This is a genomic window from Streptomyces sp. NPDC050997 (genome assembly GCF_040660135.1).
GTDB lineage: Bacteria > Actinomycetota > Actinomycetes > Streptomycetales > Streptomycetaceae > Streptomyces.
In genome coordinates this window covers 1-23,040 of record NZ_JBFAGK010000018.1, presented here as the reverse complement: position 1 = coordinate 23,040, position 23,040 = coordinate 1, and the positions used below count along the sequence as shown (strand labels likewise).

Annotated in this window: 23 protein-coding genes; 10 read left to right on the top strand and 13 right to left on the bottom strand. The window is 71.4% G+C overall.

Going from position 1 to position 23,040, the window contains the following annotated elements:
• Positions 1-68 precede the first annotated feature (68 nt).
• Complete coding sequence (gene fes, locus AB0H86_RS32170; protein WP_362446734.1) at positions 69-1,325, bottom strand: enterochelin esterase; 1,257 nt, start codon at positions 1,323-1,325, stop codon at positions 69-71.
• Positions 1,326-1,516: 191 nt separating this feature from the next.
• On the opposite strand from fes, the gene AB0H86_RS32165 reads away from it, so the two are divergent.
• Complete coding sequence (locus AB0H86_RS32165) at positions 1,517-2,572, top strand: YncE family protein (protein WP_362446731.1); 1,056 nt, start codon at positions 1,517-1,519, stop codon at positions 2,570-2,572.
• A 76-nt stretch (positions 2,573-2,648) separates the two neighbouring features.
• Here AB0H86_RS32165 and AB0H86_RS32160 read toward each other — a convergent pair whose 3' ends face one another.
• The 5 genes from AB0H86_RS32160 to AB0H86_RS32140 all read right to left on the bottom strand — a co-directional run bounded on the left by AB0H86_RS32160 (position 2,649) and on the right by AB0H86_RS32140 (position 7,009).
• Positions 2,649-3,836: an FAD-dependent oxidoreductase gene (locus tag AB0H86_RS32160; protein ID WP_362446728.1), complete on the bottom strand. Its 1,188-nt coding sequence runs from the start codon at positions 3,834-3,836 to the stop codon at positions 2,649-2,651.
• The gene (locus AB0H86_RS32155) at positions 3,833-4,030 is read right to left on the bottom strand and encodes a ferredoxin (RefSeq protein WP_362446725.1); all 198 of its coding nucleotides are present in this window, start codon (positions 4,028-4,030) and stop codon (positions 3,833-3,835) included. Before AB0H86_RS32155 ends, AB0H86_RS32160 begins: the two co-directional genes overlap by 4 nt.
• Positions 4,031-4,080: 50 nt before the next feature.
• Positions 4,081-5,310 (bottom strand): cytochrome P450, encoded by a 1,230-nt coding sequence (locus AB0H86_RS32150; RefSeq protein WP_362446723.1) that lies wholly within the window; start codon positions 5,308-5,310, stop codon positions 4,081-4,083.
• 288 nt (positions 5,311-5,598) lie between these two features.
• Positions 5,599-6,321: a response regulator transcription factor gene (locus AB0H86_RS32145; RefSeq protein ID WP_362446720.1), complete on the bottom strand. Its 723-nt coding sequence runs from the start codon at positions 6,319-6,321 to the stop codon at positions 5,599-5,601.
• Positions 6,322-6,352: 31 nt separating this feature from the next.
• Positions 6,353-7,009: a TetR/AcrR family transcriptional regulator gene (locus tag AB0H86_RS32140; protein WP_362446717.1), complete on the bottom strand. Its 657-nt coding sequence runs from the start codon at positions 7,007-7,009 to the stop codon at positions 6,353-6,355.
• Between the two features lie 190 nt (positions 7,010-7,199).
• Here AB0H86_RS32140 and AB0H86_RS32135 point away from each other — a divergent pair, with 190 nt between their 5' ends.
• The 5 genes from AB0H86_RS32135 (at position 7,200) to hemC (ending at position 13,046) form a co-directional block, all read left to right on the top strand.
• On the top strand, positions 7,200-8,684 hold the full coding sequence (locus AB0H86_RS32135; protein ID WP_362446714.1) for an MFS transporter: 1,485 nt from the start codon (positions 7,200-7,202) through the stop codon (positions 8,682-8,684).
• Positions 8,685-8,951: 267 nt separating this feature from the next.
• Positions 8,952-9,932: an ATP-dependent DNA ligase gene (locus AB0H86_RS32130; protein ID WP_362446711.1), complete on the top strand. Its 981-nt coding sequence runs from the start codon at positions 8,952-8,954 to the stop codon at positions 9,930-9,932.
• A 154-nt stretch (positions 9,933-10,086) separates the two neighbouring features.
• The gene (locus AB0H86_RS32125; protein ID WP_362446708.1) at positions 10,087-10,863 is read left to right on the top strand and encodes an NPP1 family protein; all 777 of its coding nucleotides are present in this window, start codon (positions 10,087-10,089) and stop codon (positions 10,861-10,863) included.
• Positions 10,864-11,003: 140 nt separating this feature from the next.
• Positions 11,004-12,020, top strand: a complete 1,017-nt coding sequence (locus AB0H86_RS32120; protein WP_362446705.1) for a questin oxidase family protein — start codon at positions 11,004-11,006, stop codon at positions 12,018-12,020.
• Positions 12,021-12,110: 90 nt separating this feature from the next.
• On the top strand, positions 12,111-13,046 hold the full coding sequence (gene hemC / locus AB0H86_RS32115) for a hydroxymethylbilane synthase (protein ID WP_362446702.1): 936 nt from the start codon (positions 12,111-12,113) through the stop codon (positions 13,044-13,046).
• 43 nt (positions 13,047-13,089) lie between these two features.
• Here hemC and AB0H86_RS32110 read toward each other — a convergent pair whose 3' ends face one another.
• From AB0H86_RS32110 to AB0H86_RS32095, 4 genes are all read right to left on the bottom strand, one after another.
• Complete coding sequence (locus AB0H86_RS32110; RefSeq protein WP_362446700.1) at positions 13,090-13,605, bottom strand: hypothetical protein; 516 nt, start codon at positions 13,603-13,605, stop codon at positions 13,090-13,092.
• Positions 13,606-13,796: 191 nt separating this feature from the next.
• The gene (locus AB0H86_RS32105; protein WP_362446697.1) at positions 13,797-14,657 is read right to left on the bottom strand and encodes an ABC transporter permease; all 861 of its coding nucleotides are present in this window, start codon (positions 14,655-14,657) and stop codon (positions 13,797-13,799) included.
• On the bottom strand, positions 14,617-15,465 hold the full coding sequence (locus AB0H86_RS32100) for an ATP-binding cassette domain-containing protein (protein ID WP_362446694.1): 849 nt from the start codon (positions 15,463-15,465) through the stop codon (positions 14,617-14,619). The genes AB0H86_RS32105 and AB0H86_RS32100 overlap by 41 nt, the downstream gene beginning before the upstream one ends.
• Positions 15,462-15,980 carry a MarR family winged helix-turn-helix transcriptional regulator gene (locus AB0H86_RS32095; protein ID WP_362446691.1) on the bottom strand — a complete coding sequence of 173 codons (519 nt, stop codon included), beginning with the start codon at positions 15,978-15,980 and terminating at the stop codon, positions 15,462-15,464. Before AB0H86_RS32095 ends, AB0H86_RS32100 begins: the two co-directional genes overlap by 4 nt.
• 259 nt (positions 15,981-16,239) lie before the next feature.
• On the opposite strand from AB0H86_RS32095, the gene AB0H86_RS32090 reads away from it, so the two are divergent.
• Complete coding sequence (locus AB0H86_RS32090; RefSeq protein ID WP_362446688.1) at positions 16,240-17,031, top strand: RNA polymerase sigma factor SigF; 792 nt, start codon at positions 16,240-16,242, stop codon at positions 17,029-17,031.
• A gap of 39 nt (positions 17,032-17,070) precedes the next feature.
• Here the strand turns inward: AB0H86_RS32090 and AB0H86_RS32085 are convergent, their stop codons facing one another.
• Complete coding sequence (locus AB0H86_RS32085; protein ID WP_362446685.1) at positions 17,071-17,406, bottom strand: ANTAR domain-containing protein; 336 nt, start codon at positions 17,404-17,406, stop codon at positions 17,071-17,073.
• A 165-nt stretch (positions 17,407-17,571) separates the two neighbouring features.
• Between AB0H86_RS32085 and AB0H86_RS32080 the strand changes: the two genes are divergently transcribed.
• The gene (locus AB0H86_RS32080; RefSeq protein WP_362446682.1) at positions 17,572-18,375 is read left to right on the top strand and encodes a VOC family protein; all 804 of its coding nucleotides are present in this window, start codon (positions 17,572-17,574) and stop codon (positions 18,373-18,375) included.
• A gap of 258 nt (positions 18,376-18,633) precedes the next feature.
• Here AB0H86_RS32080 and glgX read toward each other — a convergent pair whose 3' ends face one another.
• Entirely contained in the window at positions 18,634-20,772 is a 2,139-nt protein-coding gene (gene glgX, locus AB0H86_RS32075) for a glycogen debranching protein GlgX (RefSeq protein ID WP_362446679.1), read from the bottom strand.
• On the bottom strand, positions 20,769-21,281 hold the full coding sequence (locus AB0H86_RS32070) for a pep a2 (RefSeq protein WP_362446676.1): 513 nt from the start codon (positions 21,279-21,281) through the stop codon (positions 20,769-20,771). The genes glgX and AB0H86_RS32070 overlap by 4 nt, the downstream gene beginning before the upstream one ends.
• Before the next feature lie 300 nt (positions 21,282-21,581).
• Here AB0H86_RS32070 and AB0H86_RS32065 point away from each other — a divergent pair, with 300 nt between their 5' ends.
• Together AB0H86_RS32065 and AB0H86_RS32060 are read left to right on the top strand one after the other, a co-directional pair.
• On the top strand, positions 21,582-21,881 hold the full coding sequence (locus AB0H86_RS32065; RefSeq protein ID WP_362447111.1) for a DUF5133 domain-containing protein: 300 nt from the start codon (positions 21,582-21,584) through the stop codon (positions 21,879-21,881).
• A 73-nt stretch (positions 21,882-21,954) separates the two neighbouring features.
• Positions 21,955-23,040: maltotransferase domain-containing protein (locus AB0H86_RS32060; protein ID WP_362446673.1), on the top strand; the 1,086-nt coding region annotated here is incomplete at its 3' end.

The window sequence follows — 23,040 nt, the reverse complement described above, 5'->3', positions numbered from 1 at the left end:
GGGATTCCAAAGGCCACGACGTGCCCGCCGGCTGGGCGGCAGCCTGTGCGGTGGCCGCGGGGCCGGGCTCAGGGGCCGAGGAGTTCCACGAGCCCGTCGGCCAGTTCCGTGCGCCAACAGAGGTAGTCGTGGCCCCCGTTGAACTCCCGGTAGGAGACGTCGTGACAGTCGAGGGCCGCGAGCGTGTCGCGCAGTCGGCGGGCCGCGGGCAGGGCCACCCACTCCTGCTCGCCGAAGGAGAGCCGGAACCGCACGGGCAGCCCTGGCAGACCGGCGATCACACGGGTGAGCCATTCCGTGTCCGGGCCGACGGGCCACCAGAACGAGCCCGACTGGACGAGGACGTTCCCGAAGCGGTGCGGGGCCGCGACGGCGGCGTAGGCCGCGGTGAGTCCGCCGAGGCTCTGCCCGGCAATCACGGTGTGCGCCGGGTCGTCGGTGAGGGGCATCCGGTCGGCGGCCCACGGCAGCAACTCGTCCGCGAGGAAGGCGACGTACTCGGGGCGGCACGCCAGTTCCGCCCACCGGGTGGCCTCGTCCACGGCCTCCGGCAGGACGGCGGCGACGGGCGGGATGCGGCGGTCGGCGATCAGGTTGTCCAGGAGGTGCGAGAGGCCCAGGCGTGGCTGCCAGTGCTCGCCGTCGAGCAGGACGAGGACGGGCAGCTTCGCCGGATCGCCCGTGGTGAGCGGTGGCCGGTACAGCCAGACGCGGCGCCGGCCGCCCAGGCGCGCGCTCACCACCTCGTGTGCGGTGACGGTACCTCGGGGGACGTGGGGTCTGGGTTCCCAGTCCACGGCGCTCGGGGCGGCGGGCAGTTCGGCGTACGAGACGGGTGTGCTCTCCCAACGGTGCGGCAGCGTACGGCTGTTGAACGGGTCGGTGCGGCGGCGGGTGCGCAGCCATCGCCAGTAGGCTGGGGTTCCCGGGTCGGGGCCGTCGCCCTCGTCGACGTGGAAGTCGTAGGTGCCGCGCCAGTCGTGGCGCAGGCGCACCGTCCAGTGCCACACGTCCGTACCGGGGACGTTCTCCATCAGGTTGCCGTCGGGGTCGCCCGGGTCGCCGAGCTTGTTGGGCAGGACCTGGACGGCACGGGTGGCCGGGGTGCCGCGCCACAGGAACGTCACGGCCAGGTGATCGGCGCTGCCCAGCGGATCGGACGCGGTGATCGGCGTGCCCCGTCGCCGGACGCCGGCCCAGAACCTCTCGACACTGTCCGGCCCGGGCAGTTCACAGGCGGGGTCCTCGAGCCGGGGCACCGTGTTCGGTCGCGCCAGTCGGGGCGGGTGGTTCGGCGCGTTCTCGGGCGGTACGGACACAGGCATGCGGGCGGACTCCCGGTGACGAAACACGGCCCCTCCATCGAAATAAGGCTCACCTTACTTTCTCTCTTCTCCGTCCTGCCTTCCCTAGCGCGGACGGTCACCGACTCCGAGGCCCTGCGGCCTCGGCCCGTGCCCGCAAGGGCACACCGTGCACACCCAACACACCTTCTGTATCAGGGAGTTGACTTACCATGACCACACCTACCCGCACCCGCCGCCGCACTCTGGTGGGAGCCGCCGTCGCCGTGGCCCTCACCGCGGGCAGCACACTGACACTGACGGGCACCGCGTCGGCCATGGCGACCGGCTCGACCGTCACCACGGCGCCGCTGATCAGAGGCCTGTACCAGTCGGCGTACTCGGAGCGGAACGACGCCCTGTGGGTCACCGTCTCCAACGGCCGCCCGCCGGTCACCGCCTCCAGCCTGCTGAAGGTCGATCCGGACACGCTGGCGGTGCAGGCCACGTACACCCCGCCGGTCACCGACCCGGCCACCGGCGCCCTGGAGGCCGTCTACGGTGTCGCCGTCGACGACGAGCACAACACCGTGTGGACGACGAACACCCGCGGCAACTCCGTCGCCGTCTACAGCCAGCGCACCGGCGAACACCTCGCCACGCTGCCGAACGTCGCCCACGCCCGCGAGATCGTCGTGGACGAGAGGCACGACACGGTGTGGGCGTCGGCCTTCGGTGACGGCACGCTGGTCGCGTTCGACAGCCGTACGTTCGAGGAGAAGGAGCGCGTCACCGTGGAGGGCGCGGGCCCCGCGGGGCTCGCCGTCGACGAGCGCACCGGCACGGTCTACGCGGCCGACCTGTCCAACGACCGGATCATCGAGGTCTCCGCGGACTCGGGGACCCCGCGGTTCATCCCGGCCGGCGACGGCCCTATCTCGGTCTCCCTGTCCAGGAACGGCCGTACCGCCTACACCGCCGACCAGACCGCCGGCACGGTGTCCGTGGTGGACCTGTGCTCGGGCACGGTCACCCGGTCCGTGGCGACGGGTGCGGGCGCGCTGTCGGTGGCCACGGACGACCGCTCCGGCGACGTCCTGGTCGCCAACCGCACCACGGCCACCCTCTCCGTCGTCGACCCGCGCGAAGGCGTCGTCGAGGAGACCGTCACCACCGGGGCCAACCCCAACCATGTGGAGGTGGCCGACGGCACGGCGTACGTCGTCGACAAGTCCGGTGCCGGCGCGGCCGGCGAGGACCAGGTGACGCGGATCCGCATCGGTCACTGACACGGGTGGGGCGCCGGCGGTCCCCCCGGGCCGCCGGCGCCCCACGGCACCCGTCGGTGCCGGCGCGTCCACGCGCTCAGACGCGCGCCTCGTGCCCCTCGGCAGACACGGTCCCGCGCCACGGTGCTCCGGCCGCGATGGCCTGGCGCCATGTCCGGATCGCCTTGGGCGGCATGTTGACCGCGAGGGCGCCGCCGACCCGGTCACCGGTGCGGTACACGGCGACGAACCGGCGCTCCGCCAGGTCGCCGTCCACCACCGCGACCTCGTCGTGGCCGCGCAGGAAGCCGTACGCCTGGATCTTCATGTCGTACTGGTCGGACCAGAAGTACGGCACCGGCGCGAACGGCCTGCGCGCCTCCGGGGCGGCCAGCAGGTTGCGGGCGGCGGCCATGCCCTGTTCGGCGGCGTTGGTGCGGTGCTCGATCCGCATCGACGTGTCGAACAGCGGGTTGTACCAGCGGGCGACGTCCCCGGCCGCGTACACGTTCGGGGCGGCCTCGCAGTACTGGTCGCAGACCACGCCGTCGCCGACGGTCAGCCCGCTGCCGTCCAGCCACTCGGTGTTGGGCAGCGAGCCGACGGCGACCAGCACCTCGTCCGCGTCAACGACCTCGCCGTCCGCGAGCCGCACCCCGTCCTCGGTCACCTCGGTGACGGTGACCCCGCATCGCAGGTCCACGCCCCGGTCCAGGTGGGCCCGGGTCAGCACCTCCCCGACCGCCGTGCCGACGGCGTGGGCCAACGGCACCGGGGCGGGTTCGAGGAGGGTGACGTGGGCGCCGAGACGCCAGGCGACGGCGGCGGCCTCCGCGCCCAGGAAGCCGGCGCCCACCACGACCAGGCGCCGTCCCGGCGTGAGCCGGTCCCGCAGCGTCAGGGCGTCGTCGAGGGTGCGCAGCACATGGGCCCCCTCGCCGGGCAGCCGGCGCGGCCGGACCCCGGTCGCCACCACGAGCCCGTCGTACGGCACTTGGCAGCCGTCGGCCAACTCGACGATCCGCTTGGCGAGTTCGAGGCCGGTCGCCGCCACCCCGAGCCGCAGGTCGAGGCCGAGCGCGGTCAGGTCGGCGGGGGTGCGCAGCGCCAGCCGCTCCGCCTCCCACTCCGCGGCCAGGAGTTGCTTGGACAGCGACGGCCGGTCGTACGGGGGCAGCGGCTCGTCACCGACGAGGGTGAGCGTGCCGTCGTAGCCCTCGCGGCGCAGCGTCTCGGCCGCCGCGAGTCCGGCGGCCGAGGCACCCACGACGACGATCCGCCTCACCGCTCCACCAGTCGGATGGCGGCGGCCGGGCAGATCGCCACGGCCTCACGCACGTCGTCGAGCAAGCCCGCCGGGGGCTTGTCGTCCAGCACGAAGGCGATGCCGTCCTCGTCCCGCTGGTCGAAGACCTCGGGGGCGGCCATCACACACTGACCCGACGCGACACACTTCGGCTCGTCCAGTTCCACGCGCATGCTCGGTACCTCGTTCGCTCTCTGTGGGGGATTGACCGTCGGTGCGGGGGTCACCAGGTGACGGGCAGTTCGTAGACGCCGTAGACCGAGCCGTCGTGCTTGAACGGCAGGCTGTCCCTCTCGGCGGCGAGCCGGAGGGTCGGAATACGGCGGTAGAGGGTGCTGTAGACGACCTGGAGTTCCATCCGGGCCAGCGGCTGGCCCAGGCACTGGTGGACGCCGAAGCCGAAGGCGACATGCCGACGGGCGTCGCGGGTGATGTCCAGCCGGTCCGGGTCGGCGAAGGCCGCGGGATCACGGTTGGCGATGTCGTTGGGCAGGATCACGCCCTCGCCGGCCCGGATCACCTGCCCGGCGATCTCGATGTCCGCCAGGGCCGCCCGGCGCCGCCCGCCGTGCACGATGTTGAGGTAGCGCAGCAGTTCCTCCACCGCCGACGCCACCAGCTTGGGGTCGTCGCTGTCACGCAACAGCGCGAGCTGGTCCGGATTCTCGAGCAGGGCGAGCGTGCCGAGCGCGATCATGTTGGCGGTCGTCTCATGGCCGGCCAGCAGCAGCAGTACGCCCATCTGGGCGGCGTCCAGCCGGGTCAGCTCGCCCGCCTCGATCCGCGCCACCAGCCCGGAGAGCAGGTCGTCGCCGGGGTCCGCCATTTTCTGGCCCATCAGCTCGTCGAGGTAGCCGATCAGCTTTCCGTGGGCGGCCATGCGGTCCTCCATGGCCGCGTTCCGCGTGATGAGGGTCTTGCTGTTCTCCTGGAAGAAGTCGTGGTCGGCGTACGGCACTCCGAGGAGTTGGCAGATGACCAGCGAGGGCACCGGCAGGGCGAACGCCGGCACCATGTCGACGGGGCCGCCGGCGGCGAGCATGTCGTCGATCAGGTCGTCCACGATCTTCTGCACCCCGGGCCGCAGCGCCTCGACCCGTTTCACCGCGAACGGCGCGGTCACCATGCGCCGCAGGCGGGAGTGCTCGGGGTCGTCCATGAGGATGAAGCCGATGTTGTTCTTGCCGTTGCTCGGCGCCTGGAGCGGATAGCCGGGGCTGGTGATGTCGGCGCTGACCCGGGGGTCGAGGAGCAGGGTGCGCTGGTCCTCGTAGCGGGTCACCAGCCAGGGCGTGCTGCCGTCCCAGAGACGGACCTTGACGAGGCGGCCCTCGTCCTGCTGGGCCTGGAGGGCCGGAGGCGGGTCGAAGGGACAGCCCGCCGCCCTGGGCATCGGGAACTCGGGCACCGGCGTGGCCGCGTCGGGCGCGCTGCCGGTCAGAGTGTCGGCCATGGTTCTCCTCGGTGTGGGAGGGCTCCGCCTGACGGGCGGAGCGCCGGGGTGACATGGGTGAGGCCTCGATGAGCACATGCAAACAGAGAGGGCTGACGCCAACCCGCCAGTTTCCTGACAGAAAGCTGACGTGACCCGGATCACAGTCGTATTCAGGACACATCAATCCCCCTGCTTTGTAAGGGAGTTATAAACGACGACCATGCCTGGACGCGCACAGCGACGCCGTCCGCGGAGCATGACGTGGCGCCCCGCCGGCGGACGGCGGGGCGTTTGCTCTGCGACGCCTCAGAACTCGGCGTCGACACCTCCCAGCCAGTAGCCGAAGCCCCGGCGGGTGTGGATCAGCACCGGCGCGTCCCGGTCCACCTTGCGGCGCAGTCGGGAGACGAGTTGCTCGATGGCGTTGTCGCCGCGGAAGTCGCCCCAGACGTAGCGGCCGATCTGCTCCTTGGACAGCACCCGATGCGCGTTGACCAGAAGATGACGCAGCAGTCGGTACTCGGCCGGCGTGAGGTCGAGCCGCCGGGCGCCGCGGCGCGCCTCGCAGCGGGTGTCGTCCAGGACCAGGTCGTGGTAGCCCAGCTCGTCGCCGCGCGGTCGCCGGGGACCCGCTCCGCGCAGCAGGACCTGTACCCGGGCGAGGACCTCGGCCACCCGGAACGGCTTGGTGACGTAGTCCCGCTCCCCCAGGCCCAGTTCGGGAACCAGCCGGTCGAGGGACTCGTACACGGTCAGCAGGAGCACCGGCGGGCGGTCGACGACGGCGGGCCGGTCACGGCCCATGCTCTCCATGTCCGGAAGTGTCGCGTCGACGACCAGGAGATCGAACCGGCGCTCGGCGAGCCGGGCCAGCGCCTCGGTCCCGCTGCCGACCACGGTGATGCGATACCCCGCCAGTTCGAGGGTGGTGGAGAGCAGTTCGGCCATGTACGGCTCGTCGACGACGAGCAGAAGGTGCTGCCCGGCCCCACGGGCCGGAGCCGGTTTCTCACGGGTGCCGCCGTACATGTCCCCCACCCTACCCCGCTGCTTGCCTAACTCAAGTAATTTTGCCCAGGGTGACGGGCGCCAGCCACATGCCGACGACGGCGTCCACCAGACCGGTGGCGGCGTCGCGCCAACTGGAGCGCGGCGTGGGCGCGTTCTCGCCGAGCGCCCGCTCCCGCTCGGCGCAGACATGCACGATGAGATGGCGGGCCATGTCGCCGCGTTCGGCGCGCACCTCGGCGGGCAGTTCGGGCAGACACCGCCGCAGCCCCTCCACGATCTGCCGCAGGGCCGGGGACGCCAGGGACTCCTCCGCCATGATCTGCCGCAGCGCCGGATCCGTCATCACCTGTGCGCAGAACCGCGCGTACCAGGTGGGACTGCCCAGCGCCGCGAGATGCTCGGGCACCGGGCGGACCAGGCAGTCCACCCAGTCGCGCACATCGGTGGAGTCGCCGGTGGCGGCCAGCAGCCGGGCGCGGATCTCCTCGATCGGCGCGGCGTGCCTGCGGATGATCGCCCGCACCAGGTCGGTCTTGGTGCCGAAGTGGTAGCCGACCGCCGCGTTGTTGCCCTGGCCCGCGGCCTCGCTGACCTGACGGTTGGACACCGTGTACACGCCACGTTCGGCGAACAGCCGCTCCGCGGCTGTCAGGATCAGCTCCCGCGTCGCGCTGACCTGTTCGGCCCGTACCGTCCTGCCCGCCATGATCACCACCGCACCGGGGCCTGGGACACCCCGCGCCGGTCAGCCCCTTGGAGCCGCCGCGGGTCCGCCGCCGAGCGACGCCTCCAGTACCGGAATCCTACGCAGGCGAACGGAGCCACTATGGTAAGTCAAGCAGCTGCCTTAATTCTTGCCGCCTCTCCACCTCACCTCACGCCCACGGAGGCTCCGTATGTCCGACGCCCTTGCCCCATCCGCCGAGGCCGGGGGCACCGCCGCGCCGAGACCCAACGCCGTGGTGGCGGTGCTGGCCTTCGCCGGCATCGTCGTCGCGTTGATGCAGACCCTGGTGATCCCGATCGTGCCGGAGCTCCCCCGGCTGCTCGACGCACCGGCCTCCGACACCGCCTGGGCGGTCACCGCGACCCTGCTGGCGGCGGCCGTGGCCACCCCGGTGGTGGGCCGCCTCGGTGACATGTTCGGCAAGCGCCGGATGCTGATGATCAGCGTCGTGATGCTGGTGATCGGCTCGGTGGTGTGCGCGCTCAGCGACGCCCTGGTCCCGATGGTCGTGGGCCGGGCGTTGCAGGGGCTCGCCTCGGGTGTGATCCCGCTGGGCATCAGCATCATGCGGGACGAGCTGCCCGCCGAGCGTCTGGCCGGATCGACGGCGCTGATGAGCGCCTCCCTCGGCGTCGGCGGCGCCCTCGGTCTGCCGACGGCCGCCCTGATCGCCGACAACTTCGACTGGCACGTCCTGTTCTGGGCCTCCGCCGCGATGGGTGTGATCGCCCTCGCACTGGTCGTCGCCCTGGTGCCGGAGTCGCGGGTACGCACCGGCGGTCGCTTCGACGTGGTCGGAGCGCTCGGCATGGCGACCGGCCTGGTGTGTCTGTTGCTGGCGATCTCCAAGGGCGCCGACTGGGGCTGGACCAGCGGCACCACGCTCGCACTGTTCGCCGCGGCCGTGCTCGTGCTGCTGGTCTGGGGCGTGTTCGAACTGCGCACCGCGCAGCCGCTGGTCGACCTGCGCACCACCGCCCGCCGTCAGGTGCTGGTCACCAACCTCGCCTCGGTGGCGATCGGTTTCTCCATGTTCGCGATGTCACTGGTCCTGCCGCAGCTGCTCCAGCTGCCCGAGCAGACGGGCTACGGTCTGGGCAGGTCGCTGCTGACGGCCGGTCTGGTGATGGCGCCCTCCGGCCTGGTGATGATGGCGACCGCGCCCGTCTCCGCCGCCGTGTCCAAGGCCAAGGGGCCGAAGGTGACGCTGATGATCGGTGCGGTGATCGTGGCCTGCGGGTACGGCCTGAACATCGTGCTGATGTCCGAGGTCTGGCACCTGGTGATGGTCTCCTGCGTGATCGGCGCCGGCATCGGCTTCACGTACGGCTCGATGCCCGCCCTGATCATGGGTGCCGTGCCCGCGAGCGAGACGGCCGCCGCCAACAGTCTCAACACCCTGATGCGGTCCATCGGTACGTCGGTGGCCAGCGCCATCGCGGGTGTCATCCTCTCCCAGATGACCATCACGCTGGGCGGCTACGCCCTGCCCTCCAAGGACGCGTTCAGGACGGTCATGGCGATCGGCGCCGGCGCCGCTCTCCTCGCCTTCGCGATCGCCGCCTTCATCCCCCGGCAGCGGACCGCCGTCACACCGGTCCCGGCACCCGCGGCCGACGCGCCGACGGCCCAGGAGCCCGCGGCGAAGAACTGAGGGCACGGCGAAACGAGGCCGCGGATCGGTTCCGGTACGCCGACCGTCGACCGGCGCCCACCGACCGCCGCCCACCGACCGGCGCCGTCAACGCCGGTGGCACGTCGCATCGGGGCCGGGGCGGCACGCCCGCTCCGACGCGAGGCGTTCCGCCCCCCGTCGGCGCCCCCGTCGGCACCCCCGTCGGCGCCCTCGTGGACGGCGCCGTTCAGGCGAACCCGGTGGGCGACGCGCGTGACGAGGGGCACGAGCGTCGACAACTGACCCGTGAGCCTCCCGCTGATCCCGCCCATGCTCGCCACGCCCGGCGCCCTGCCGCCCACCGCGCAGGACGCGCGGTGGGCCTACGAGACGAAGCAGGACGGCCAGCGGGTGGTGGCCTATCTCGCCGGGGACGGCGGCGTGGTCCTGCGCGCCCGGTCCGGGGAGGTCGTCACCGTCGCCTACCCCGAACTGCTGCCGCTGGGCCGTGCGCTCGGCCCCACCCCCGCCGTGCTGGACGGGGAGGTACTGGCGCTGGACGAAGGGGGACGCGCCGACTTCCAGCTGCTGCAGTCCCGCATGGGCCTGGTGCGGTCACCCGGCAAGGCGGCGCGCAGGGCGGCGGAGGTGCCCGTCCATCTCGTCCTGTTCGACGTGATGCACCTGGCGGGTCGCCCCCTCGTCGCCCTCCCCTACACCCGCCGTCGCACCCTCCTGGAGGAGCTGGACCTGAACGGGCCGCACTGGTCGACTCCGGCCGCCCTGGTCGGTCACGGCGAGCAGGCACTGCTGGCCACCCGCGAGACCGGGCTGGAGGGCCTGGTCTGCAAACGGCTGGACTCGGCATACGAGCCCGGAGTGCGTTCCCGGGCCTGGATCAAGATCCGGAACATGGTCAGCGAGGACGTCGTCGTGGGCGGCTGGCTGCCCGGCAAGGGGCGGCTGACCGGCCTGCCGGGCGCGGTGCTGGTCGGACAGCGCACCCGGGGGCGGCTGCGCTACGTCGGCGGGGTGGGCACCGGCTGGAGCGAGACCGAACGGGAGCGACTCGCCGCGCTGCTGAGGGCCGCCGAGTCGGACGTGTGCCCCTTCGACCCCGTTCCGCCGGTGGCCGGCGCGCACTGGGTGCTGCCCCGTCTGGTCGGCGAGGTCCGCTACAGCACCCGGACCCGGGCCGGAATGCTGCGCCAGCCGTCCTGGCTGCGGTTGCGGCCCGACCTCGCACCCGAGGAATCCGCGGCGGACCTTCCGGACGACCTGCCCTGAATCCCCCCTGACAGGGCATCAGGATCCAACTTTTGGGGCTTCCGTTACCGGAGAGACGCCTGCGCCCTCTTGGCGCGGACATGAAAACTCGGGAAGCTGAACTCCCTTACCCCCCACAGCCGTTGGGCTGCGCCCGGACCCCAAGGAGGACGCAGTGTCGTCACCGTCGTTCAAAGCACATCGCAGGAGATGGCTCACCGGCCTGGCCGGCGCCGCCGCCCTCGTCGTCGCCTTCCCCACCGTCGCCTTCGCCGCCCCGCCGCAGGCGCTTCCCGCCAACGCCGAGGCAGCCGAGAACACCTTCCAGCCGGCCTTCGACTACGACACGGACGGGTGCTACTCCACACCCGCCATCGGTCCCGACGGCACCGTCAACGGCGGTCTCAACCCGACCGGCGCCCTCAACGGCAGCTGCCGTGACGCCTCGGACCTCGACAACACCAACAGCTACTCGCGCTACAAGTGCAACAACGGCTGGTGCGCCTACATGTACGGCCTGTACTTCGAGAAGGACCAGGCGCTCGCCGGCAGCAGCATCGGCGGGCACCGGCACGACTGGGAGCACGTCGTGATCTGGGTGCAGAACAACCAGGTGCAGTACGTCTCGACGTCCAACCACGGCTCGTTCACCGTCACGGCGGCGTCCGGCGTCCGCTTCGACGGCACCCACGCGAAGGTCGTCTACCACAAGGACGGCATCAGCACGCACTGCTTCCGGCTGGCGAACTCCAATGACGAGCCGCCGGAGAACCACAAGGGCACCTGGCAGTACCCGCCGCTGGTCGGCTGGAACGGCTACCCGTCGGGCCTGCGCGACAAGTTGAGCGCGTACGACTTCGGCAGCGCCAACTTCGGCCTGAAGGACGCCAGCTTCGCGAGCCACCTCACGTCGGCGAAGCCGTCCGGCATCACCTTCGACCCCAACGCCTGACCCCAACGCCTGACCTCAACGCCTGACCCGAACACCCGCCCCGGCGACGGCATCGGGCGCGAGACCTAGGACCCATGCACCCAAGGGTTCCGTCCCGCGCCCGATCCGCCCCGTCCGGTGCGCGGCATAGCGTCCCGTGCATGAACACCAGCGACACGAGCGGGCAGCTCGAAGAAGCCCTGGACCGCCTGCACGCCTCGGGACCTGAGCGGCTGGGCCGGCTCACCAACCACGCCCCCATGGTCGTCGAGGCGCTCGCCGCGCACGGGCGGGCGGGCGCCGTACACCGCTGGCTGGACCTCTACCGAGGCAAACTGGAGGACTTCCCCGCCCCAGTGGCCCCCGTCACCGACGACAACTGGCCTACGGCGCTGGGTGATCCGCGCCGGGCCGCCGACTGGATCGGCTACTTCTCCCGCGCCCTCGCCGAACACCCCTGGCGCGACGTCCTCGCCCTGTGGTGGCCACGTCTGCTGCCGGGGATCTACGGCGGCTCCACCCATCCGGTCATCCGGGTCGGCCACGCCGTACGCGCCCTCGAAGCCGGACCGAACCCGCCCCGGCTCACCGAACTCGCGCACGGACTGGGCTACTGGGCGGCCCGGCACCATCCCGTGTCCGGGATCGCCCAGCTGCCCGGCGCGAGCTCCGCGGCGCGGTCCCTGGACGCGACACCCGCGATCGAGGCGGCCGAAGGCGGCTTCCCGGCCCGGCTCTCCGCCGTACGCCGTCTGCCGGCCTGGGCGGACGACGTCACCGACCCGGACACGGCCAGGGAACGGCTCACCGAACTCGTCCGCGCCGCGACCCATCGCTACGCCACCCACGGCCACGGCGCGCCGACCATGCTGGTGCACGCGGCGACGGCCCCCAACGCCGTGCTGCGCACGCTGGGTTCGCTGCCGCGGGAGATGTGGGTGCCGAGCCTGCGTGCGGCCTGGACGGCGTCCGCCGCGGTCACCGCGATGTACGCGCCCACGCAGCCGGTCGCCTACTCGCCTGACGCACGGCTGACGGCCGAGGAGGTCTGGGAGCGGGCCCTCGCGCACGGCGACGAGCACGTCATCAAACTCACCGACACGGCTTCGGACGTCGGCGACGAACAGGCTCTGGCCGCCGCGCTGCGCTCGGTCGAACTCAGTACACCGCTGTCCTGAAACGGTCAGCAGGCGCCGGGTTCCGCCCTCTCGTCCGGAAGTCGAGCGGTACTGCGCGGGCGCGCTGCCCGAAGGGTCTATCGTGTCCGCATGTCCGTGCCCGAACTGATCCGTATCGTCTCCCGCGACTCACCGATGGCGCTCGCCCAAGTGGAGCGGGTCCGCGCCGAGTTGGCCGCCCTGTACCCGGAGGTGCGCACCGAGGTCGTACCGGTGAAGACCACCGGCGACAAGTGGATGGGCGATCTGTCCCAGGTCGAGGGCAAGGGGGCCTTCACCAAGGAGGTCGACGCCGCGCTGCTGGCCGGCCAGGCCGACCTGGCGGTGCACTGCGTCAAGGACGTGCCCGCCGACCGGCCGCTGCCCGCGGGCACCACGTTCGCCGCGTTCCTGAAGCGGGACGACATTCGCGACGCCCTCATCCATCCGGGTGGCCTCACCCTGGACGAGCTTCCGGCCGGCACCCGGATCGGCACCTCCTCGGTGCGCCGGGTCGCCCAACTGGCCACCAGCCACCCGCACCTGGACTGCGTGCCGTTCCGCGGCAACGCCAACCGGCGCCTGGAGAAGCTCGCGGCGGGTGAGGCGGACGCGCTGCTGCTCGCGGTGTCCGGCCTGGAGCGCATCGACCGGCGGGACGTGATCAGCGAGATCCTCTCCCCCGAGACGATGATGCCGCCGATCGGCGCGGGCATCCTCGCGCTCCAGTGTCGCGAGGGCGACACCGGGACCATCGACCTGGTCAGCGCGCTCGGCGACCCGGACACGTTCCGGGAGGCCACCGCGGAGCGTATGTTCCTGCACGTCCTTCAGGGGCACTGCAACAGCCCGATCGCCGGATACGCCCGCGTGGACCGCGGTGCCGAACTGTCCCTGCGGGCCTGTGTGTTCACCCCGGACGGCAAGACCCGGCTGAACGCCCACGAATGGGCGGGCCCGCTCGACCCGGCGACACTCGGCACGTCGGTGGCCGTGGCCCTGCTGCGGCAGGGCGCCCGCGAGATCATCGACGGCATCCCGCACTGAGGCGGATGCGCCGAAGCGGCCCGCCCCCAGGGGCGGGCCCGCGTCAGGCGGTGCCCTCTTCGGCCTGGTCCCGCAGGAAGTTGCTCACCTGACAGGCGAGGCCCTCGCGCACCGCGCCGGTGCCGACGGCGCCCTCCTGCAGTCCGATGCCGCCCGCCCACAGCCGGCGGTCCGCCCACTCCTCGTCGACCCGTACCTGGACCTGGATGTCCACCTGGCTCAGGGACGCCTCCGGGCCGGCCGCGTACAGCACGGCGGTGGCCCGGCGCAGCGGGTAGACGTCGAAGCCCTCGATGAACTGCGAGTTGCGCCAGTCGATGAACGCGCTCTCCCCGTCAGGGCCGATCCGCACGTCGATCTGACCGTCCTCCAGGTGGATGCCGAAGTGGCGGGCACCCCGGTTCTCCACGGTGACGCGCAGCCGGAAGTACGTCTGTCCCTCGGCCGCGTCGTCCCGTCCGCGTGGCGGCTCGGCCGCTTCCAGTCGGTGGACGCGGACACGCAGACCGGCATGCTCGTCGTACTCCTGCCAGTCCCCGACCACGTTCGGCTCGTACACAGTGCACCTCTTCGACCTCAGAGAGCTTGCTTCCTATCTGTGCGCTCGGCGCACTGTCAAATGAGCAGAATGCGCTGTGGCCAGCGAATTCATCCCCTTTATCGGTGATCAAGCCCTGCGCAGGAAGAATTCGCCGACCGGGCGGACGGCTTGTTCCCGGCGCGTGCCGCACATCACTTTCCGGCCGCCGCTCAACGTGCCAGCCGGCCCAGCAGCGAGGAGGCCGCGGCGATGCCGAGCGCGGCGGCCACGAGCAGCACCGCGAAGTCGAGCGCCAGATGCGCGGGCGTCCCCAGAAGCAGGCCGCGCAGAGCGTCGACCTGATAGCTGAGGGGGTTGACCTTGCTGACCGTCCGGAGCCAGCCCGGCATGACGGACAGCGGGTAGAGGGCGTTGGAGCCGAAGAACAGCGGCATGGTGATCGCCTGCCCGATTCCCATCAGCCGGTCGCGGCTGAGCACGATCCCGGCGATGGTCATCGACAGGCAGGAGAAGAAGACGGATCCGAGGATCACCGCCGTGGCGACACCGAGGAGTTCGAGCGGATTCCAGGTCAGGGCGACCCCGAGAAGCGCGGCGATGACGATGACGACCACGGCCTGGATCAGTGACTTCACCCCGGCCGCGAACGCCTTGCCGGTGATCAGCGCCGAGCGCGGGGTCGGCGTGACCAGCAGCTTGTTCAGGATGCCGGCGTCGCGTTCCCAGATGATCTGGATGCCGTAGAAGATGGCGATGAACATCGCGGACTGGGCGATGATGCCGGGCGCGAGGTAGTCGATGTAGGGGATGCCCTGGGTGGGGATCGCCTTGATCCGGGTGAAGGTCTGGCCGAAGATCAGCAGCCACAGGGCCGGCTGGACCGCGCGGGTGTACAACTCTGTGCGGTCGTGGCGCAGTTTCTGCAGTTCGACGGCGCACATCGCGACGACCCGGGCGGGCAACACCCGCCAGCCCGCGCGGGGCTGGGGCGGCTGTACCAGCAGGCCGATCCCGTGCTCGCGGGCGCGGTCAGCCGACGCGGTTCGCGGTGCGGCGGGTGCTTCGGACATCGCGGAAACCTCCTGACTGGTCGTCGAGACCGCTGCCGGCGATGTCGCGGAAGACGTCCTCCAGCGTGGGCAGCGGGTCGGTGGCCGGAGCGCCGGCCGCGCGCCGACGTTCACCGAGTCCCTCCCTGAGCTCGGTCGGGGTGCCGAGCGCCCGGATGCGGCCGTGGTGCATCAGACCGACCCGGTCGCAGTACTGGTCGGCCTCGTCCATGTAGTGGGTCGTCACCAGGACGGTCATGCCGGTGGCCGCGCGGACGGCGTTGATGTGCTCCCACACGCCGGTCCGGGCGATCGGGTCGAGCCCGATGGTGGGTTCGTCGAGGATCAGCAGACGGGGCGCGCTGACCAGGGCCTGGGCGAGTTCGAGGCGGCGGACCATACCGCCGGAGTAGGTGCCGGCCAGCCGGTCGGCGGCGTCGGTGAGATCGACCGCGGACAGAGCCTGCCCGACGCGTTCGGCGCGTTCCCGGCGGGGCACGTCGAAGACGCGGGCGAAGAGGGCGATGTTCTCCCGGCCGGTGAGGCTCGCGTCGGCGGACAACTGCTGCGGCACATAGCCCAGCAGCCGGCGTACGGCCATGGCGTCCTTGGCGGCGTCGCGGCCGAAGACGCGGACCTGTCCCGCGGGCACTGGCAGGAGGGTGGTGATGCAGCGGATGGCGGTGGTCTTCCCGGCGCCGTTGGGACCGAGCAGCCCGAACACCTCGCCCTCCGTCACGGTCAGGTCGAGCCCGTCCACCGCGGTCGTCTCACCGAAGGTGTAGACGAGGTTCGCGCAGATGACGGCTTCGTCGGCGTCCTGTGTCATGACTCCTCAGACTCCTCGGTTTCCTGGGTTTCCTGGGTCTCCTCGGTCTCCTCGGTCTCCTCGGTCTCCTCGGTCTCCTCGTGCAGGTTGACGGCCAGCTTGCGCAGGGCCGGGAGCGCCGCGCGGAGCGCCTCCTGGTCCGCCTCGTCGAGCCGGGAGACCTGGCTTCGTACGAGTTCGGCGCGCCGTGTGCGCCACTCGCCGAGGCGGGCCTCGGCCGCGGGGGTGGGCAGCAGCCGGGCGGCCCGCCGGTCGGCCGGGTCCGTCTCACGGGTCAGATAGCCCTGCCGGGCGAGCTGGTTGACCAGCGTGGACACCGAGTTGCTCGCGAGGTACAGGTCCTTGGCGGCGTCCGAGATGCCGATGCCGGGCCGCGCCACGATCAGGCGCAGCAGTTCCACCTCGGCTCCGCGCAGCGGTGGGGCGGCCATCTGGGGGCGCAGTCGGCGTCGGATCAGCCGCTGGACTCCGACGAGCGCGTCGGCCAGCTCCTCCGGGAAGGGATCGGGTTCCACTCAAATGACGTTACCTCTGTAGCAGAGGTAACGAACCCAAGGAGTGGTCAAGAGCTTCTCGCGGGGCGGTCACGTTCCGTCACGGCGGCCATGGGGTTGATTTGAGCTGCCTGTGCCGGGAATATGGGCATATGTGCTTCGGACAGGAGGCACTTCCGTGGGAAGCCTGCTCGGCTGGGCCCCGGGTGCACTCCGCGAGGTCCGTGCCGCACCCCCACGGTGTCTGTCCATCCAGCACCTGCTGAGGGAGGCGGGCAACATGCCTGTCACTGGCAGAACGAAGCCACACCCGCACGACGACGCCCCCGACACCGCCGCCGATTTCGAACGGCTCGTGGCGCTGCGGGACGGTCCGGAGCGCAAGACGTTGCGGGACGACGTGGTCGAGCTCTGGCTGCCCATGGCGGAGCGCATCGCGGTCCGGTTCCGGGGGCGCGGCGAGTCCCTGGAGGACCTCTACCAGGTGGCAGCCCTCGGACTGGTCAAGGCCGTCGACCACTACGACCCGGCGCGGGGATGCGCCTTCGAGGCCTACGCCGTACCGACCATCACCGGCGAGATCAAGCGCCACTTCCGCGACCACATGTGGACGCTGCACGTCCCGCGCCGCGTCCAGGACCTGCGCAATCGTGTGCGCCGGGCCGCGAAGGAGCTGTCGCAGACGACTCCGGGGCGAGCCCCGTCCGTGCCGGAGATCGCGGCCTTCGCACACATGAGCGAGGACGAGGCCCGTACCGGCATGGAGGCGCTGGAGTGCTTCTCCGCGCTGTCGCTGGAGGCCGAGATGCCCGGCACCGACGGGTACGCGCTGGGTGACGCGATCGGCGCTCCGGACCCGGCCTTCGAGACCGTCGTCGACCGGGTGGCTGTCCGGCCCTGTCTGGAGGCACTGCCGGAACGCGAGCGCACCATCTTGTATCTGCGCTTCTTCCGGGGCATGACCCAGAGCACCATCGCCGAGCAGCTCGGCATCTCGCAGATGCATGTCTCCCGACTGCTCAGCGGCTGCTTCGACCGGCTGCGCGAGGAGATCCTCGCCGACGCCGGCTGAGCCGCGCGGCCGCCGCCGTCCGTCCCGGGAGCGCCGCCGTCACTCGTTCGGCGGTGCTCCCGGGATCTGTGTGGGGCCGTACCGGTCGAGGGCGTCTTCCAGGTGGGCGCGGATCTCCGGGGGCATTTCTCCGGCCCGCGCCCAGAGGAGGATCAGCTCCGCGACCTCACGGAGCTTGATGTTGGTGTGCTGGGAGACGTTCTTCAGTACTTCCCACCCCTGGTCGGGGGTGACTCGGCCGAGCGCGACGACCATGCCGATCGCCTGGTCCACGACGGCATGCGAGGCGACTGCTTCCTTGAGCTGGTCCACCTCTTCCTGGAGTGCGAAAATGCGGTCGGACTCGTCGGCGGGCTCGTGCGGTACGCGGGACACGTTCACATCCTGGTCACTGGTCCGGGCCCGCGCCACCCGCGGGACGTGTCCGGCCATCGTTTCGGTGGCGCCACCGGGGTACTCGGCAGGCGCCCCGAGCGGTTCCGGTCGGACACTGGGACGAGACCGTGGCCCCCGGCCGACGAGAGCAGGAACACGACTGTCATGAATCACCCCGCAAGCCCCCACCGCGCGACGAAGAACGTCACGTCCACGCACTCCGTGTTCGGCGCGCCCTGCTGGGTGAGCCTGACCAGCCGCGACCTGGAGGCGACCGAGGGCTTCTATACGGCCGTGCTGGGCTGGCAGTGGCAGCGGGCGAGGCTCGGTGACCGTTTCCGCATGGCGCTGGCGGACGGGACGCCGGTGGCCGGGATCGCCGCGGTCGCCTCCATGTGGCAGATGGCGGTCGCCTGGACGCCGTACTTCGCCGTGCCCAGCGCCGACGAGGCCGCGTCGCGGGCGCAGGAACGCGGCGGCACGACGGCGGTCGGGCCGCTGTCCCTCCCGCCCGGACGGGCGGCTCTGCTGGCCGACCGGGACGGCGCCACCTTCGGTATCTGGGAGGGCGAGCTGGTCGCCGACTGGGAGAGCTGGCGCGAGTCCCAGCCGGCCTTCATCAGGCTCCACACCCGGGACGCCTTCGACGCGGCCATCTTCTACGGCGAGGTCCTCGACTGGGCGTCGGAGCATGCCGGCTGCTGCCAGGTCCACTACGAGGGCGGCGAGGTCGTGCTGCGCAGCCGCGGCGACATCGTGGCCCGGATCTCGTCGGGGGCGCTGGGGTCGGCTCCCGACCCGACGATCCGGCCGCACTGGCAGGTCCACTTCGCGGTCGCGGACGTGTCGGCCTGTACGCGGGCCGCGGAGAAGCACGGCGGCAGCGTGCTGTCCAAGGGGGGCGACGAGGCCGTGCTGCGCGATGCGGACGGGGCGCAGTTCACGGTCACGTCACGCCGCGAACGCTGAACCCGCCTCCGGCGCCCGCTGGGGGAGCGGGGTCGTGCGGCGCCGTATCGGTGAGGCCGTGCCTCGGGTGCGGGTTCGTCGTGGCTGGTCGCGCCCACGCGGCGGAGCCGCACATGTGAGAGCCCCGCGCCCCTTCGGGGGCGCGATGCCCCGGCCCTCGAGTCAGACCGGGTCGACCGGGTTCGGCGGGCGTGCCCGGGGCGGCATGGGTGTGCGGGTGAGCCGGAACGGCTCGTCCGCGGGGCGCTTCGGCGTTTGTCATCCGTGGGTGCGTGAGGGTCTCGACAGCAGTACCAGGCTGCGGGGCTCGACGGTCGTCGCCGTGCCTGCCTTGTGTTCGGACTCGTCGGCGCCCTGTGGCTCGGCGGTGTCGATCAGTGTTGTCCAGCGTTCGCCGTAGGTGGCGTCGGGCAGGCGGAACTCCACCGGCTCCCAGTAGCCGTTGAGCAGCAGCAGGAACGAGTCGTCGACGACGGGCCGCCCGCACGGGTCGGGTTCGGCGATGGCGTCGCCGTTGAGGAAGACCCCGACCGAGTGGGCGTCGGAGCGCTGCCAGTCCTCGTCGCTCATCTCGCGCGCGTCCGGAAGCAGCCACACCAGGTCGGGCAGCGGCTGGCCCGCGTGGGTCACCGTCTCCCCGCGGAAGAAGCGACGCCTGCGCAGTACGGGATGGACGGCGCGCAACCCGATGACGTGCCGGGTGAAGTCGGCGAGGTCGCGCTGCTCGTCGGTCAGCCGCCAGTCGATCCAGGAGACGTCGTTGTCCTGGCAGTAGGCGTTGTTGTTGCCGCGTTGGGTGCGTCCCAGCTCGTCGCCGTGGCTGAGCATCGGGATGCCCTGCGAAAGCAGCAGGGTGGCCAGGAAGTTGCGCTGCTGACGGGCGCGCAGTTCCCGGACGGCCGGGTCGTCGGTCTCGCCCTCGACCCCGCAGTTCCAGGACCGGTTGGTGCTCTCGCCGTCCCGGTCGCCCTCGCCGTTGGCCTCGTTGTGCTTGTCGTTGTACGAGACCAGGTCGCGCAGGGTGAACCCGTCGTGCGCGGTGACGAAGTTGACGCTGGCGCGAGGGCGGCGCCCGGTGTGCTGGTAGAGGTCGGAGGAGCCGGTCAGCCGGGAGGCGAACTCGCCGAGCGTGTGCTCGCCGCCCCGCCAGAAGTCCCGTACGGCGTCCCGGTACTTGCCGTTCCACTCCGACCACAGCGGCGGGAAGTTGCCCACCTGGTACCCGCCCTCCCCCACGTCCCAGGGCTCGGCGATCAGCTTGACGCGGCTGATCACCGGGTCCTGCTGGATCAGGTCGAAGAACGCCGACAACCGGTCCACCTCGTGGAACTGCCGGGCCAGCGTGGCCGCGAGGTCGAAGCGGAAGCCGTCCACGTGCATCTCGGTGACCCAGTACCGCAGCGAGTCCATGATCAGCTGAAGGACGTAGGGGTGCCGCATGAGCAGGCTGTTGCCGGTGCCGGTGGTGTCGTAGTAGTGCCCCCAGTCGCCGTCCACCAGGCGGTAGTACGAGGCGTTGTCGATGCCGCGGAAGGAGAGCGTGGGGCCCTTCTCGTTGCCCTCCGCGGTGTGGTTGTAGACGACGTCCAGGATCACTTCGAGGCCGGCCGCGTGCAGCGCCTTCACCATCGTCTTGAACTCGGTGACCTGCTGGCCGCGGGTGCCGTGCGCGGCGTAGGCGTTGTGCGGTGCGAAGAAGCCGATCGTGTTGTAGCCCCAGTAGTTGGACAGCCCCCGGTCCGTGAGCACGCCGTCCTGCACGAACTGGTGGACCGGCATCAGCTCGACGGCGGTCACGCCGAGCGAGGTCAGGTGCTCGATCACCGCCGGGTGGGCCAGACCGGCGTAGGTGCCGCGGAGTTCGGGCGGGACGTCGGGGTGGGTGGCGGTGATTCCGCGGACGTGGGCCTCGTAGATCACGCTGTCGGCGTACGGCCGTCCGAGTGGCTGATCGTCGCCCCAGTCGAAGGCATGGTCGGTGACCACGCCGAGCATGGTGTGTCCGGCGCTGTCGGACCGGGACGGGCCGTCCGCGCGCTCGAAGAGGGAGGCGTGGTTGTCCACCTGGCCGTCCACCGCCTGGGCGTACGGGTCCAGGAGGAGCTTGGCCGGATTGCAGCGATGGCCGAGGGACGGCTGCCAGGGGCCGTGCACCCGATAGCCGTAGCGCTGCCCCGGTCCGATCCCGGGCAGGTAGCAGTGCCACACGAATCCGTCGACCTCGGCCATCGGGATCTGCCGGTGCTCGCCGTCGTCGTCGACGAGGACCAGGTCGACGCGTTCGGCGACCTCGCTGAACAGCGCGAAGTTGGTGCCCTTGCCGTCGTGGGCGGCGCCCAACGGGTAGGGGTGCCCGCTCCAGGCGGGCACCCCTTTCCGGCGTGGTCGCGCGGTCACCGCGCGTCCTCCAGGATGCCGTCCGATGTGCTGGTCGGCCCGGCCAGGGCCGCGACCCGGGCCTCTCGCGGCACCTGGAGCACCTCCCGCAGGTCGGGCGCGGGCGCGGTGGGCACCAGCGGGACGCGTTCGCCGGCGCGGGCTCGCTGCGAGAACCAGATGACCTTGCTGCCGGTGTCCGTGGCGCAGCAGCCCCACCCGTCGCTCATCGCGGCGATGCGCTCCAGACAGTCGCGCAGGTCCTGGTCGGGGCGCAGGTCGCAGTCGTTCTCACCGATGGCGGTGATGAGGTGCTGGCCGTTCCACCACATCTCGATCGACGTGTTCTTGTCGGTCGCGTGCTCGTCTATGGCCCTCAGCAGCAGTTCGGCGCCTCGGCAGACGGGCTCGACCAGGGTCTCCAGGTCCCAGAGGCGGAGGTGGGCGGCCAGGATGCGCCTGACCTGTCCGACGCGTTCCGGGCTGACCTCGACGTCGAGGTGGTAGTAGCAGGGCACTGCGGTGTTCATCGTCGTTGGCTCCTCACCGGCGAAGCTCTCACTCCGCCTCGTCCCCTGCGGGGCCGCGCCCCGGACACGAAGCGTGAGCACTGATCGCTTCTGAGTCATCTCAAGAGTGGGTGCACTACGCCATTCGTGCAACACGAGCGCACGACCGAGGTGGTTGAGGATCCAACAAGACGTTGAGTCATCAGACATGCACCATGTGTGAAGAACTCGATGCCCGCGACGGATCCGCGCGTGTCCGCGCACGGCCGCCGCCCGACGGTCGGGAGACGCGCCATCGAGCCCTGGAAGGTGAACGGCACCATGCTGCTACCGGCCAAAACCGAAGTGGCCCGGCAACTGCGGCGCTACCGGTCGTGGGAACGCAGGATGCTCGCGGCCCCCGCCGACCGCCGGATCCGGTCCACCTTCGAGAACTCGGGCTACACCCTCTGCGTGCTGATGGGAAAGCGATGCGCGCGCGAGGCCGCGGACGCCGCCGAACGCTATCTGCGGACCACGCGCGTCGCCTACCTCCGGGACGAGAGCGCGCGCCCCGGTCCACGGGCCGTCACCAGACGGGGGCCGCCGGCGTCGGATCGGCGGACCCCCGCCGGGAGGTAGACACCTTCCGGCGCAGCTTCGTTCCCCGGCCGGGACACGCGCCCGGCCCCGTCACACGGCGGAGGTGTTCCACATGAGTTCGATCCCGGCCATCGGCCGCATACCTGTCCGGGACGTCAAACCTGCCGTGGACTACGGCAGGCGGGCGGCGAAGGCGGTCGTCGGCGAGACGTTCGAGGTCACCGCGATCGTGTTCCGCGAGGGTCATGACGCGGTCGCCGCCAATGTCGTCCTCACGGACCCCGAGGGCCGGCACGGCCCGTGGACGCCGATGCGGGAACGGGACCCCGGTTCCGACCGCTGGGGCGCCGAGGTCACCCCGGACGTCGCGGGCCCCTGGACCTACCGCGTCGAGGCGTGGAGCGATCCGCTGTCCACCTGGCGGCGCACGGCCCGCATCAAGGTTCCGGCCGGCATCGACACCGGTCTGGTCCTGGAGGAGGGCGCCGACCTCCACGCACGGGCGGCGGCCGGAGTGCCGCGGGGGCCCGGACAGGCGGCGCTGCGGGCCGCCGTGGAGGTCCTGCGCGACGACTCGCTGCCGGTCGCGACCCGGTTGGCGGCGGCGTTGACGCCGGAGGTGGACGCGGTGCTGGCCCGGTATCCGTTGCGGGAGCTGGTCACCGCCTCGGACACGCTGCCGCTGCTGGTCGAGCGGGAACGCGCCCTGTACGGCGCCTGGTACGAGTTCTTCCCCCGCTCCGAGGGCACCGCGCAGCACCCGCACGGCACCTTCCGCACCGCCGCCCGCCGGCTGCCCGCGATCGCCCGGATGGGCTTCGACGTCGTCTACCTGCCCCCGATCCACCCGATCGGGCACACCTTCCGTAAGGGCCGCAACAACACCCTCTCCCCCACACCCGACGACGTCGGCGTGCCGTGGGCGATCGGCTCCCCCGAGGGCGGCCACGACGCCGTCCACCCGGACCTGGGCACCCTCGAGGACTTCGACCGGTTCGTGGGCCAGGCCCACAGCCTGGGTCTGGAGGTGGCCCTCGACTTCGCCCTGCAGTGCTCCCCCGACCATCCGTGGGTGGCCAAGCACCCCGAGTGGTTCCGCCACAGGCCGGACGGGACGATCGCGTACGCGGAGAACCCGCCGAAGAAGTACCAGGACATCTACCCCCTCGCCTTCGACGCGGACCCGGACGGCCTCCTC